The 13,040-nt window shown below is 65.5% G+C and carries 13 protein-coding genes; 6 read left to right on the top strand and 7 right to left on the bottom strand.

Features of this window, described 5'->3' with window-relative positions; genetic code table 11:
• Nucleotides 1-86: 86 nt before the first annotated feature.
• Nucleotides 87-407, top strand: a complete 321-nt coding sequence (locus HMPREF1137_RS04030; protein ID WP_007589197.1) for a hypothetical protein — start codon at nt 87-89, stop codon at nt 405-407.
• A 681-nt stretch (nt 408-1,088) separates the two neighbouring features.
• Nucleotides 1,089-1,397, top strand: a complete 309-nt coding sequence (locus HMPREF1137_RS09935) for a hypothetical protein (RefSeq protein WP_007589295.1) — start codon at nt 1,089-1,091, stop codon at nt 1,395-1,397.
• Between the two features lie 60 nt (nt 1,398-1,457).
• On the opposite strand, the gene cmk is transcribed toward HMPREF1137_RS09935, so the two are convergent.
• From cmk to HMPREF1137_RS03995, 7 genes are read right to left on the bottom strand one after another with little or no spacing between them, the layout of a single operon-like run.
• A complete protein-coding gene (cmk, locus tag HMPREF1137_RS04025; protein WP_007589291.1) occupies nt 1,458-2,189 on the bottom strand; it encodes a (d)CMP kinase in 732 nt (243 codons plus the stop codon).
• A gap of 13 nt (nt 2,190-2,202) precedes the next feature.
• The gene (locus HMPREF1137_RS04020) at nt 2,203-3,417 is read right to left on the bottom strand and encodes a prephenate dehydrogenase (protein ID WP_007589221.1); all 1,215 of its coding nucleotides are present in this window, start codon (nt 3,415-3,417) and stop codon (nt 2,203-2,205) included.
• On the bottom strand, nt 3,414-4,163 hold the full coding sequence (locus HMPREF1137_RS04015) for a pseudouridine synthase (protein ID WP_007589263.1): 750 nt from the start codon (nt 4,161-4,163) through the stop codon (nt 3,414-3,416). Before HMPREF1137_RS04015 ends, HMPREF1137_RS04020 begins: the two co-directional genes overlap by 4 nt.
• Nucleotides 4,160-4,720 (bottom strand): SMC-Scp complex subunit ScpB, encoded by a 561-nt coding sequence (scpB, locus tag HMPREF1137_RS04010; RefSeq protein WP_007589283.1) that lies wholly within the window; start codon nt 4,718-4,720, stop codon nt 4,160-4,162. Before scpB ends, HMPREF1137_RS04015 begins: the two co-directional genes overlap by 4 nt.
• Nucleotides 4,713-5,591 (bottom strand): segregation and condensation protein A, encoded by an 879-nt coding sequence (locus HMPREF1137_RS04005; protein WP_007589275.1) that lies wholly within the window; start codon nt 5,589-5,591, stop codon nt 4,713-4,715. The genes scpB and HMPREF1137_RS04005 overlap by 8 nt, the downstream gene beginning before the upstream one ends.
• The gene (locus HMPREF1137_RS04000; protein ID WP_003792440.1) at nt 5,575-6,438 is read right to left on the bottom strand and encodes a ParA family protein; all 864 of its coding nucleotides are present in this window, start codon (nt 6,436-6,438) and stop codon (nt 5,575-5,577) included. The genes HMPREF1137_RS04005 and HMPREF1137_RS04000 overlap by 17 nt, the downstream gene beginning before the upstream one ends.
• Nucleotides 6,439-6,452: 14 nt before the next feature.
• On the bottom strand, nt 6,453-7,403 hold the full coding sequence (locus tag HMPREF1137_RS03995; protein WP_034496763.1) for a site-specific tyrosine recombinase XerD: 951 nt from the start codon (nt 7,401-7,403) through the stop codon (nt 6,453-6,455).
• 127 nt (nt 7,404-7,530) lie between these two features.
• On the opposite strand from HMPREF1137_RS03995, the gene tkt reads away from it, so the two are divergent.
• The 4 genes from tkt to pgl all read left to right on the top strand — a co-directional run bounded on the left by tkt (nt 7,531) and on the right by pgl (nt 12,994).
• Nucleotides 7,531-9,615 (top strand): transketolase, encoded by a 2,085-nt coding sequence (tkt, locus tag HMPREF1137_RS03990; RefSeq protein WP_007589228.1) that lies wholly within the window; start codon nt 7,531-7,533, stop codon nt 9,613-9,615.
• A gap of 168 nt (nt 9,616-9,783) precedes the next feature.
• The gene (gene zwf, locus HMPREF1137_RS03985; RefSeq protein ID WP_007589200.1) at nt 9,784-11,310 is read left to right on the top strand and encodes a glucose-6-phosphate dehydrogenase; all 1,527 of its coding nucleotides are present in this window, start codon (nt 9,784-9,786) and stop codon (nt 11,308-11,310) included.
• Nucleotides 11,307-12,248, top strand: a complete 942-nt coding sequence (locus tag HMPREF1137_RS03980) for a glucose-6-phosphate dehydrogenase assembly protein OpcA (protein WP_003792444.1) — start codon at nt 11,307-11,309, stop codon at nt 12,246-12,248. Before zwf ends, HMPREF1137_RS03980 begins: the two co-directional genes overlap by 4 nt.
• A 2-nt stretch (nt 12,249-12,250) precedes the next feature.
• Nucleotides 12,251-12,994: a 6-phosphogluconolactonase gene (pgl, locus tag HMPREF1137_RS03975; RefSeq protein WP_007589198.1), complete on the top strand. Its 744-nt coding sequence runs from the start codon at nt 12,251-12,253 to the stop codon at nt 12,992-12,994.
• Nucleotides 12,995-13,040: the final 46 nt, after the last annotated feature.

Below are 13,040 nucleotides of genomic sequence, written 5' to 3'. Positions count from 1 at the left end.
CCACCATGGACACGGTGCAAGCGAGCGCGGCGGTACCGGCGCCAACCCGTCGACGTTTCCGCTCTCGGACCACGTCCCACGACCCTGTGGCCGTCGTCATCTCCCTAGTCCTTTTCGCTCTCATCGCAGGCGGCTACTACCTCTTCCGTTACCTGGCGAGCCAGGGGTCGCGCCGCCAGATGCAGACCGTGAACTACAACGGCCCCGGCGGGCCTCAGTACGGCGTCACGGGCGATGTCTACGGAGGGCCTCAGTATCCCCAGTCAGGTGCGCCCATGAACGCACCGATCCAGCAGGCAAACGGCTACGGCTCGGGAGATTACGGGAACCCATACGGCAGCCAGCAGGGCGGTTACCCATCGTCAGGCACGAACGGTAGCTACGGCTCCTACGGCGGCGGATACTGAGTCCAGCTCGCCTGCGTGCGATCGGACGCGAGGCGCTCCCGCTGGCGCTCGATCCGCCCGCTCTGGTCATTATCAAGGCCCTGTATCGCGTCGGTACACACAACCGGCTGTTTATCGAACCGGTTACCCCTGTTCCCCTACCGCGCACGGAGGATACACCACATGATTCCCCATCGGCTTCTTACCTACGGAGCCACCCTTGCCTGCGCGGTAACCGCACTCGTCAGTCCCGCTCCACACACATCTGCACAGCCGACCACCCCGAGCGTCACGTACTCTGCAGCGTTACCTGCCTCCAGTGTCACGATCAAGCCGAGCGCGTCGACAGCCTCGTTCGCACGACATGATGCCTTCGCAAACAGGTCTCTCGCGCACACACGTCGCAGTACTTCTAGCACCTCAGATTCAAGACTCACGACGTTTGAGGCCCTCGTTCTCATCGTGATTATCACGATCATTTTCTTGCCTGCGTCCATCGTCTACATGATTTTTTATCGACGGGCACGCAAGGACGTCCACGATATGCCTAACTACACCGGGACCAATGGACCGCAGTACGGGGTAACAGGCTATCCTCAGGGCACCGTTCCCCCGAGCCGATCGCGCTACACCGGCTTCAACCCTCTCTGGTCGCGAAATACCTCCTACAGCGGTGGCCCGGTGCCGCCAGGGACACCTGGCGTGAACGGCTACGGCACCGCCCCTGCCCAGGTACCGACCTACGGCACGCCGACGGGCCAGGGACCGGTCTATGGCACGCAGCCCGCTCAGGGACCCACCTACAGTTACGGGACCCACCCCGGCCAGGCGTCCACGTATGGGTATGGTGGCCAGCCGCCCGCCGACGGATACGGAGCTCAGGGTACCCAGGGGCCGACCTATGGCACGCAAGGCGGTGACCAGGGGTATGGAACCGCACCCGCCACGCAGGCCCAGCAACCACCGTTCGGCCAGGCTCCCGGCCAACCGGGCAGTTCACCCAACTACTAGCCAGCGTATGCGTGTGCCCCGCACCTGTTGGTGCGGGGCACACGCATACCTGCTCGGTTCCTACTGCGCGTCACGCCGGGCGAGATCGGCGTCCACGTAAGCGAGAATAGCCTCGCACACACCGTCGATATCCAAGCCGGTCGAATCCACCGTTTCCACGCCGGGCGCTGCCACCATGAACTCGGACACCGCAGAATCCGCTTTGTCGCGGCCCTCGACCTGCGCACGCACGATCTCCATGTGTTCGTCGGTCGCATCGCCGTACAGCTCGAGCGTACGGCGACGCAGGCGCGCCTCCTGATCGGCCAGAAGCAGGATGCGCACGTCGGCATCGGGGCATACCACCGTCGTGATGTCACGGCCTTCGGCGATCATGCCCGAGCCCTCCTCGCGGGCCTCCATCATGCGACGGCGCTGCTCGGTCGCCATCCACGCGCGCACGTCGAGGTTCGTCGACACGTGCTTGATTTCCAACGCGATACGGGGATCACGAATCTCCTGAGTGACCTCACGATCACCCACCCACACGTGAGGATCAGCGGGATCCGACACGAGCCGCAGGGGCATCTCGTCGGCGGCTGCGGCAACAGCTTCACCGTCCGCCAGATCAATACCGCGATCCAAGCAGTACCACGTCAGCGCGCGGTACATCGCCCCCGTGTCGAGGTAGCCGATACCAAGCCTCGTTGCCAACGCCTTCGAGACCGTGGACTTTCCAGAACCCGCGGGGCCATCGATAGCAATCGTGATGCCAACACGTGAAATGGCATCCCTGCGCATCGAGTCATTCATTGCAGCATTCTCCTCATCGAGGTGTTGAGTGGGTGATCAGTCGCCAGCCCCGCTCCTGCAGGTCAGCGACACAACGGTCCGAAACGGAAGGGTCAATCATGACGCGAGCGACGCCGGCCTGTGCCCCCGCGGAGTGCTCGAGCACAAGGTCTTCGATGTTGATGCCTGATTCACCCAGCTCGCTGAACAAGCGCCCGAGTGCGCCCGGCTCATCGGGAATCAGAACCTCGATTTCCGCGTATCGTGACGGCGCTCCACCGTGCTTGCCAGGAATGCGGGCCACACCCTGGTTGCCGGCGGTCATCACTCGATTAATGGCTCCGACGCTTCCGCCACGCAGCGGACCCAGCTCAGCCGCAGCGTCGAGGTGCGTCAACAGGTCATCGAGATCGCCACGCAGGTCGCGCAGAATCGACGCCACAGGACCCGCGTTACCCGCGAGAATCGCCGTCCACAAACGCGGGTCAGATCCAGCGATACGAGCGGTGTCACGCAACCCTTGCCCCGCCAAGCCCAGCGCCTGAGCGGGGGCATCGACGAGCCGTGCGGCAAGCATCGATGAGACGAGCTGCGGAACATGAGACACGAGAGCGACAGAATGATCATGCGTCCCCGCGTTCATCTCCAACGGCACTGCGCCCACGTCGGTAGCAAGCGCGCGGGCAACCAACACGGCGCGAGACCAGGTGTTCTGATGCGCCACGATGACCCACGGGCGCCCATAGAACAGATCAGCATCCGCGGCACCCGCGCCACTGCGCTCGCGTCCCGCCATCGGATGGGAACCGACATAGCGCGACGAGGCCTCGGATGCACCCTCGGCCTCAAGGCCGGACAGGACGTCGGCGACGACGGCATCCTTGACCGACGCGACGTCGGTGACGATCGCATCGGGAAAACGCAGCAGCGACTCGACGATCACGCGGTCCGCAACATCCGGTGGCGTCGCGACGACGACGAGCCGTGGAGCCTCATAGCCGGGATGGTCCGACCCGCACTCGGCGCGACGCACACCGGAATCAGCGAGGACGTCAGCGAAAGCATCTCCCGCACCGACGTCGGAGGCCAGGCGCAACGAGGTGGGCGAGGCGTCCTCGAGATAAACCCGCACTCCCCCGGCACGCAGGGCAAGCCCCAGCGACGCGCCGAGTAGGCCCGATCCGATGATGAGGACGGGGCCAACAGTCGAAACTGCGCGTTCCCCCACAGCCGTACCCGAGCCGCTCACAGGCCGACGGCGTCGTAGAGCGCAGTCAGAGCGTTGCCCTTGACGCGTCGCGTCGTACCCTGCTTGAGGTGATCGAGAGAGATCGGACCGAAGCCGGTGCGCACCAGCTCACGAACCGGGTAGCCGACGGCCTCCATCATTCGCCGCACGAGGCGGTTGCGGCCCTCGTGCACAACGATCTCAACGGTGGTGATGTCGCCGTAGGTGTCGACGACACGGAAGGAATCAACCTTGATCGGTCCGTCCTCCAGCTCGATGCCGTTCATGAGCGTGCGCTTGACGCCGGGCTTGACCTCGCCGTGCAGACGCGCCACGTAGGTCTTACGGATCTCGTACTTCGGATGAGTCAGACGGTTCGCCAGCTCACCATCGTTGGTCAGCAGCAGCAGGCCGGACGTGTCAATATCAAGACGACCCACGTGGTAGAGACGCTCCGGGTAGTCGGCGATCAGGTCGGCGATCGTAGGACGTCCCTCCGGGTCGCTCATCGTAGAAACCGTGCCGATCGGCTTGTTGACGGCCAGGACGATGTGCTTCGTCTCATCGAGGATCAGGCGCTCTCCGTCCACATGAATGACCTGCGTCGCCGGGTCCACGCGCACGCCCTGGTTACGTACCACGGTGCCGTCGACGCTCACGCGCCCGTCGGCGATCATCTGTTCGGACGCACGCCTGGATGCGACGCCAGCCTGGGCGAGCACCTTCTGCAGGCGCACTCCACCCTCGGTGTAGGGGTTAGCCCTCATAGTTCTTCCTCCAATTCATCCAGCGCGTCGGCGTCCGGCAGGTAGGGTGCCAACGGTACCAGTTCCGACAGGCTCGTTAATCCCATTTTCTCAAGAAATTCCCCGGTCGTCCCGTACAGGCGCGCACCGGATGGTGTCAGTCCCGTCTCTTCCACGAGGCCTCGGGCGAGCAGCGTGCGCACGACGCCATCCACGTTCACCCCGCGAATACGGCAGATTCGCGCCCTCGAAATGGGCTGACGGTAGGCAATGACAGCCAACGTTTCGAGCGCCGCCTGAGACAGGCGCGCGTGCGACGATCCAACGACGAAGCGCCCGACCACGTCAGCGTATGCCCGTGCGGAATAGATACGCCAGCCACCCGCCACTTCGCGTAGTTCGAAGCCGCGCGGGCGATCCTGTTCTTCGCCTAAATACTCGGCGGCGAGCCCGCGCAGCTGCGCCTCGATCTCCTCGACTCTTACCCCGAGGACGTCGGCGAGATCGGACGCGGCAACGGGCTCCGACGCCACCATCAGGATCGCCTCGATCGGACCGCGCAGCGTGTTCTCACTCATCCGCGTCTCCTCCTTCTGTCTCAATGGCTGCACCGCTCGGGGACGAGGCCGTGGCTGAGTCCGCGTCGCCCGCACCCGTGTAGTCATCCACGTTGATGTCAACGCTGCCCTCGCTGCCGGTCCACTGAATCGTCAGCGTGCCGAGCGCCCCGTCTTGCTCAAATTCAATGGCTCCACGCCTGTAGAGTTCCAAGAGCGCGAGGAAGCGAGAGACGACGACGGCACGTGTCGGTGCATCCACCACGAGCTCGTGGAAGGTCATGCGCCCCGCATCGGCCAGCATTGCCGAGACGACGAGGGCTTGCTCGCGTACGGGTACGACGGGATCGTGCAGGTGGGCGACCTGAACCGTCGGGCTCGTCGATGACAGGGCATCGGCCGCCAAACGAGCAAGGTCTTCAGGGGTTGTCAGCCACCGAAGCTCGGGCAACAGGCTTGCGAAATGAGGTTCGAGGGGAACATCCCTGGCGATATACGAGCCATACTCCCCCATCCGCTGATCAATGCTCTTCGCCGCTTCCTTGAAAGCCCGATACTGCAGGAGCCGTGAGAATAGAAGATCGCGGGCCTCCAAGTCGGCCTCGGACGCGTTATCCTCCTCGTCGATGCGAGGCAGCAGGTGCGCCGCTTTCATATCCAGGAGCGTGGCGGCGACAACCAGAAACTCCGTCGTACGAGACAAGTCCGGCGACGCCTTCATGAAAGCGATGAACTCGTCGGTCACCTGCGCGAGCGCGACCTCGGTAATGTCGAGTTTCTTGCGCGCGATCAGCGAGAGGAGGAGGTCGAATGGACCTTCGAAAACCGGGAGCGAGACCGCAAAGAGGTCAAACTCCCCTTGAACCTCGAGAGTGTCAGGCCGCGTCGCCACGGGCGATGACTTCCCGCGCGAGTCGACGGTACGCGTGAGCGCCCGCGTGGTTGGGAGCGTAGGAGATGATCGGCTCGGTGGCCACCGACGCGTCCGGGAACTTGATCGTACGGCCGATACGGGTATCGAACACGAGATCGCCGAAAGCCTCCTGTAGGCGCTGGAGGACCTCACGGGAGTGCAGCGTGCGCGAGTCGACCATCGTGGCGACGATGCCGTCGATCTTCAGGCGCGGGTTGATGCGATCACGCACCGTCTCGATCGTCTCGACCAGCAGCGCCACGCCACGCAGCGCGAAGAACTCCGCCTCGACCGGAACGATGACACCGTGAGCTGCCGTCAGAGCATTGACCGCAAGCAGGCCCAGGGAAGGCTGGCAGTCGATGAGCACCACGTCGTAGTCGGATTCGACGTGGCGCAGCACGCGCGCGAGAGCGCTCTCGCGCGCGACCTCGTTCACCAACTGAACTTCGGCAGCGGACAGGTCGATGTTCGCCGGAATGATGTCGAGGTTCTCCGTCGACGTGTGACAGATCGTCGCCTTGACGTCCGCCTTCGGGTTCATGAGCAGCGTATAGATCGTCTGCTCCATGTCGAGGGCGTTGATTCCCAGGCCCACAGATGCGGCACCCTGCGGATCGAAGTCCACGATCAAAACACGACGGCCGTACTCGGCCAACGCGGCGCCCAGGTTAATGGTGGTCGTCGTCTTACCGACGCCGCCCTTCTGGTTGCACATCGCGATCACGCGGGCGGGACCATGCCCCGACAGCGGCGCGGGCACGGGAAAATCGACCGGCTCTTCGTGCAGGTCGGGCGTCAGCGTAGGATGCGAGTTCGTGGTCACGTCCCCATCCTAATTCATGACCGCGCCGATGCGGCGGTGCCACGCGCCCGCGGGTGCGAGAGCGTAAATACCTCACGCAGCGCCTGGGCGGTCACCCGGGTGTAAATCTGCGTCGTCGACACCGATGCGTGTCCAAGGAGTTCCTGCACCTCACGCACACTCGCTCCACCTTCAAGCAGGTGTGTTGCAAAAGAATGCCGCAAGGTATGCGGGGACACGCGATCTCCCAGCTGCGCCGCCTCCGCCGCGCGCCGGATGGCCGTCCAGGCGCTCTGCCGGGACATCGCGCCACCCCGAGAGTTCAGGAAGAATACGGTGGATCCACGGCCTCGTGCGGCGAGTACCGGGCGAGCACGCACCCGATACGCGTGAAGAGCGTCGACCGCAAAGGACCCCACGGGAACGATTCGTTCTTTACGTCCTTTGCCAAACAGGCGCACGACGGGAACATCGCCGTCGAGGTCCAGGTCGTCGGCGCTGAGCGAGACGGCCTCGGATACGCGAGCGCCCGTCGCGTAAAGAAGTTCGAGCAGAGCTGCGTCGCGCAGGCCAATCGGGGAATCATCTGCATGAGCGGCGTCGAGGAGGCGCCCAATCTCGTCGACCGACAGAGCCTTGGGCAGGTGACGGCCTTGACGAGGAGCATGCAGCGCCGCAGCCACGTCCGTCCCAACAGCACCCTCGGTGAGCGCGTACTTGTGCAGTCCGCGGATCGCGGCGGACGCGCGCGCCACGGACGAGGCCGCAGCGGGTTTGCCAGTGACCTCACCGGAGGCCAGACGCATCATGTAATCCTCGATGTCTCGCGTACTCACGTCCGCGACAGTGACCTTTCCGCGGGCCTTCATGTCAAACGCGTAGCGAGCTGCATCCCTGCGATAGTTCGAAACTGTATGCGCAGAGGCCCCTTTCTCGACGCGCAGATAATCCACCCACTCGTCAACGACAGCTTCCAAAGACGTCATAGTGACAGGGTAAGCGACTGTGCAACATATGTGCGTGAGCGCTATCGGCATGCGCACATATTCGCTAGACTGTGACGCGGTAAACCATTTCCGCCCCAATGCAGGGGCCCAACAACTGGAGACCAACGTGTCACTTCACTGGGATCACATCGATGACGAAGCGGTCAAGACCGCTAAGCTCCTCGCCGCCGACGCCGTCGAGCAGGCCGGTTCGGGCCACCCCGGTACCGCCATCTCACTCGCCCCCGCCGCCTACCTCCTCTACAACAAGGTCATGAACGTCGACCCGGCCGACCCCCGCTGGATCGGACGCGACCGCTTCATCCTCTCGGCCGGCCACTCGTCGCTGACCCAGTACGTCCAGCTCTACCTGTCCGGCTTCGGTCTCGAGCTCGACGACATCAAGACCCTGCGCACCGCCGGCTCCCTGACCCCCGGCCACCCCGAGTACGGCCACACCAAGGGCGTTGAGATCACCACCGGCCCGCTGGGCACCGGCATCGCCTCCGCCGTCGGCTTCGCCATGAACGCCCGCCGCGTCCACGGCCTGCTCGATCCCGAGACCCCCCTCGGCGAGTCCGTCTTCGACCACAACGTCTACGTCATCGCCGGCGACGGCTGCTTCGAGGAAGGCGTCTCCGCCGAGGCTTCGTCGCTCGCGGGCACCCAGGAGCTGGGCAACATCACCGTCATCTGGGACGACAACCACATCTCCATCGAAGACGACACCTCGATCGCCTTCACCGAGGACGTCCTGGCCCGCTACGAGGCCTACGGCTGGCACGTCCAGCGCGTCGACTGGCTCGGTGAGGACGGCTCCTACGAGGAGAACACCGCTGCCCTGAACGATGCCCTCGACGCCGCCAAGGCCGAGACGAAGAAGCCCTCGCTCATCGCGCTGCGCACCATCATCGGCTGGCCGACCCCCGGCAAGCAGAACACCGGTGGCATCCACGGCTCCAAGCTCGGCTCCGAGGCCCTCAAGGGCCTGAAGGAAGCCCTGGGCGCCGACCCCGAGAAGATGTTCGACGCTGACGCCGCCATCGTGGACGAGGTCCGCGCCCGCGCCGCCGCCCGCGCCGCCGAGTACCGCAAGGACTGGGATGCCCGCTTCGAGGCGTGGAAGGCCGCTCACCCCGAGCAGGCCGCCCTGCTGGAGCGTCTCCTCGAAGGCCGCCTCCCCGAGGGCTGGGAAGCCGCACTGCCCACCTTCGAAGAGGGCAAGGCCATCGCGACCCGCGCCGCCTCCGGCCAGGTCCTCAACGCGATCGCCCCCGTCCTGCCCGAGCTGTGGGGCGGCTCCGCCGACCTCGCCGGCTCGAACAACACCTTCCTGAAGGGCGAGCCCTCGTTCCTGCCCGCGCACCGTTCCTCCTCGTCCTTCAGCGGCGACGAGTTCGGCCGCAACCTGCACTTCGGCGTGCGCGAGTTCGCGATGGGCGCTGCCCTCAACGGCATCGCCGCTGACGGCTTCACCCGCGCGTACGGCGGCACGTTCTTCGTGTTCTCCGACTTCATGCGCGGCGCCGTGCGCCTCGCCGCCCTCATGGATCTGCCCGTCACCTACGTGTGGACCCACGACTCCATCGGCGTGGGCGAGGACGGCCCGACCCACCAGCCGATCGAGCACCTGGCCTCCTACCGCGCGATTCCGAACTTCGCTGTCGTGCGTCCCGCCGACGCCGCCGAGACGGCCGCATCCTGGAAGGCCATCCTCGAGCAGACCCACCCGGCCGCCATCATCCTGTCGCGCCAGAACCTGCCCAACCCGGCACGTGGCGAAGGCACCGGCCTGGCCACCACCGAGGACCTGGCGCGCGGTGCCTACGTCCTGGCCGACACCGAGGGAACGCCCGACGTGATCCTGCTGGCCTCCGGCTCCGAGGTCTCCGTCGCCCTCGAGGCGCGCGAAGCCCTGGCCGCCGACGGCATCGCCGCCCGCGTCGTGTCCGTGCCCTGCCTCGACTGGTTCGAAGCCCAGGACCGCGAGTACCGCGACTCCGTCCTGCCCCCGTCGGTGCGCGCCCGCGTCTCCGTCGAGGCCGGCATCGCCCTGCCGTGGTACCGCTGGATCGGCGACGCCGGCCGCGCGGTCTCCATCGAGCACTTCGGCGCCTCCGCGCCGGGCGAACTCCTCTTCAAGGAATACGGCATCGATGCCGAGCACGTGACCGCAGCCGCGAAGGAATCCATCGAGGCCGCTCGTTCGTGACTTTATAGTCAACTGAACTGAACATAGGGCTGCTGGCGCGCGAGGGCGTGCCAGCAGCCCTATTCTCTTACACATGTGTGGGTCCTCGGTCCCGTTCCATTTCCCCCTGCGGGCGAAGCGTTCGGGCCCCGGCCTCGTCCTTCCCCCTAGCGAACGGAGCGACCACTCGTGACCAACGAGATCCCCACCCTGCGCGATCCACAGGATCGCAGGCTTCCGCGCATCTCCCCGCCGTGTGGCCTCGTCATCTTCGGCATCACGGGCGACCTTGCGCGCAAGAAGCTCCTTCCCGCGATCTACGACCTCGCCAACCGTGGTTTGCTCCACCCGGCGTTCTCCCTCACCGGCTTTGCGCGCCGCGACTGGAGCCCGCAGGACTTCGAGGAATACGTGCGCGCCTCCATCGAGGCGCACACCCGCACCGGCTTCAACGAGGGGACCTGGAACCAGCTGCGCTCGGGCCTGCGCTTCGTCTCGGGCACCTTCGACGACCCCGATGCCTACCGCCAGCTGGCCGACACCGTCGCCGAGCTCGACCACTCGCGCGGCACCGGCGGCAACCACGCGTTCTACCTGTCGATTCCGCCCTCATACTTCCCGGTCGTGGCCAAGCACCTGTCCGACACGGGCCTCAACAAGCGTCAGGGTCGCGAATGGCGTCGCGTCATCATCGAGAAGCCTTTCGGACACGACCTCAAGTCCGCGCAAGAGCTCTCCGATGTCATCTCGCAGATCTTCGACGAGCAGGACGTCTTCCGCATTGACCACTACCTGGGCAAGGAAACCGTCCAGAACATCATGGCGATGCGCTTCGCGAACGCGATGTTCGAGCCGCTATGGAAGGCGAACTACGTCGATTCCGTGCAGATCACGATGGCCGAGGACATCGGCATCGGCACGCGCGCGGGCTACTACGACGGCATCGGCGCGGCCCGCGACATCATCCAGAACCACCTGCTTCAGCTCATGGCGCTGACCGCCATGGAGGAGCCCGTCCACTTCACGCCCGAGGAAATCCGATCGGAGAAGGAGAAGGTGCTCTCTGCAGTGCGCCTGCCCGAGGACCTGGCCATCGATACGGCTCGCGGGCAGTACGCCGGCGGCTGGCAGGGCGGCGATCAGGTGCGCGGCTACCTCGAAGAGGACGGCATTCCGGCCGACTCGACCACCGAAACCTTCGCCGCGATTAAACTCTTCGTGGACACGCGTCGCTGGGCGGGCGTGCCCTTCTACCTGCGCGCCGGCAAGCGCCTCGGCAAGCGCGTCACCGAGATTGCTGTCATTTTCAAGCGCTCGGCCCACGTGCCCTTCGGCAACTCCGAGCTCAGCGAGTCCGGCCAGAACGCGCTCGTTATCCGCGTCCAGCCGGACGAGGGCCTGACCCTCAAGCTCGGCGCGAAGGTTCCGGGCACTTCCATGCAGGTGCGTGACGTGACCATGGACTTCGCCTACGGTCACGCGTTCACCGAGGACTCGCCTGAGGCATACGAGCGCCTCATCCTGGACGCGCTCGTCGGCTCCGCTCCCCTGTTCCCGCACCAGCGCGAGGTCGAGGCCTCGTGGAAGATCCTCGACCCGATCCTGTCCTTCTGGGAGACCGAGGGGCAGCCCGAGCCCTACGCGCCCGGCACGTGGGGTCCCCAATCCGCGCACGACATGCTGGCCCGCGACGGCCGTTTCTGGAGGCTCCCGTGATCATCACCCTGAAGAACACCACGTCGGCCGAGGTCGCCTCCCGCATCGTGGAGCTGCGCGACGAGCGCGGTTCCGCCGCTCTGAGCCGTGTCCTCACACTGCTCATCTGCGTGCCCGACCTCATCGATGTCGACAACGCGATCGAGGTTTCCGACGCGGTCTCGCGCGAGCATCCCTGCCGCGTGATCGTCATCGTCGAGCCTGAGTCCACAGAGGGCACGGCGCGTCTGAACGCCCAGATCCGCGTCGGCGACGCAGCGGGCCTGTCCGACATCATCATCCTTGAGCCTCGCGGTGAGGCCGCGTCGAACATCGACTCGCTCGTCATGCCGCTTCTCCAGTCTGACACGCCTGTCGTCACCTACTGGCCGGTCGTTCCCCCGCAGAACCCGGGCGCGCACCCGCTTGGTCGCCTCGCGGTCAAGCGCATTACAGACTCGCGCGCAACAGAGTGTCCCATGGATACCCTGTCGGCCCTCTCGGCCGTCTACACCCCCGGCGACACTGATCTCGCGTGGGCCGGCGTCACTCTGTGGCGGGCACTGCTTGCGGCCGTCGCAGAGGACTTTGACCGCCTGCCGACATCGATCCGCGTCGCGGGTAACGCGACGCACCCCTCGCCCTTCCTCGTGGCCGCGTGGCTGCATCACCAGCTGGGCGTGCCCGTCGAGCGAGTCGTGGATCCCGAGGCCCTCACGATCACGGACATCACGTTCTTCTTCGACGACGACACGACCGTGTCGCTGTCGCGTAGCGCCTCCTCGTCGGTCGCGCGCCTGTCGCGCCCGGGCCTCGAAGATCGCTCCGTGAACCTCGCGCGCCGCTCCGTGCAGGACTCCCTCATGGAGGATCTGCGTCGCATGGATCCGGACGTCTACTACGGCGAGCTCCTCACGAAGGAACTTCCGCGGCTGGCTGCATGCTCTGAGGGTGAGTGACGATGGTGGCTGTCCACACGCTTGAGGTCTACCCGACCGTCGAGGAACTGAACGAGGCCGTGGGCCGTGCGTTCCTTGCTCGTCTGAGCACACTCATCAACGAGGCCGAGGCCGATTCTCGCGTCAACCTGGCCATCTCTGGGGGCGCGATCACGACGAGCCTGCTGCCCTCGTTGCTTCCGTTCGTTGGCGACGTCGATTGGTCCCGCGTGCGCGTGTGGTTGGTCGACGAGCGTTATGTGCCCGCCGGCAACGAGGATCGCAACGACGATCAGGCATGGGAGGGCTTCCTCCATGCGGCCTCCGGCGTCGAGTTCGTCCGTATGCCAACCTCGGATGCGTCCGCTCCCGGCGCGGGTTCCCTCGACGAGGCGACCGTGGCGTTCGCCGACACGTGGCGTGAGATCATGGGCGAGGGTTCCTTTGACATCGCACTGATCGGCATGGGTCCCGACGGGCACATCTGCTCGCTCTTCCCGGGCCGCGTCGATGTGGATGAGGCTTCCCCCATTCTGGCGATCCGCAATTCTCCCAAGCCGCCGCCCGAGCGCATCACGGTGTCGATGCCCGTCATGCGCGCGTGCGGCGAGGTGTGGCTGACGACGGCGGGTGCAGCGAAGGCGGATGCTCTCGGGCGCGCCTTCGCGGGCACTTCACCCCTTGACCTCCCGGTCGCGGGCGTCCTCTCCCCCACGACGCGCGTTTATCTCGACGAGGCGGCTGCCGCGCGAATTAAGCTCGCGTGATACTACAACATCACCGTGTGGGGCCGTCCTCTTCATGAAGAGGACG

It is taken from the genome of Actinomyces sp. ICM39 (assembly GCF_000282935.1).
Classification (GTDB): domain Bacteria; phylum Actinomycetota; class Actinomycetes; order Actinomycetales; family Actinomycetaceae; genus Pauljensenia; species Pauljensenia odontolytica_B.
This window is presented reverse-complemented; position numbering and strand designations above follow the sequence as displayed.

Excerpts from the sequence above, each read along its gene's own strand:
- cmk (WP_007589291.1), bottom strand. The coding sequence starts at position 2,189 with ATGAATGACTCGATGCGCAGGGATGCCATTTCACGTGTTGGCATCACG.
- HMPREF1137_RS04015 (WP_007589263.1), bottom strand. The coding sequence starts at position 4,163 with ATGAGGGCTAACCCCTACACCGAGGGTGGAGTGCGCCTGCAGAAGGTG.
- scpB (WP_007589283.1), bottom strand. The coding sequence starts at position 4,720 with ATGAGTGAGAACACGCTGCGCGGTCCGATCGAGGCGATCCTGATGGTG.
- HMPREF1137_RS03995 (WP_034496763.1), bottom strand. The coding sequence starts at position 7,403 with ATGACGTCTTTGGAAGCTGTCGTTGACGAGTGGGTGGATTATCTGCGC.
- pgl (WP_007589198.1), top strand. The coding sequence starts at position 12,251 with ATGGTGGCTGTCCACACGCTTGAGGTCTACCCGACCGTCGAGGAACTG.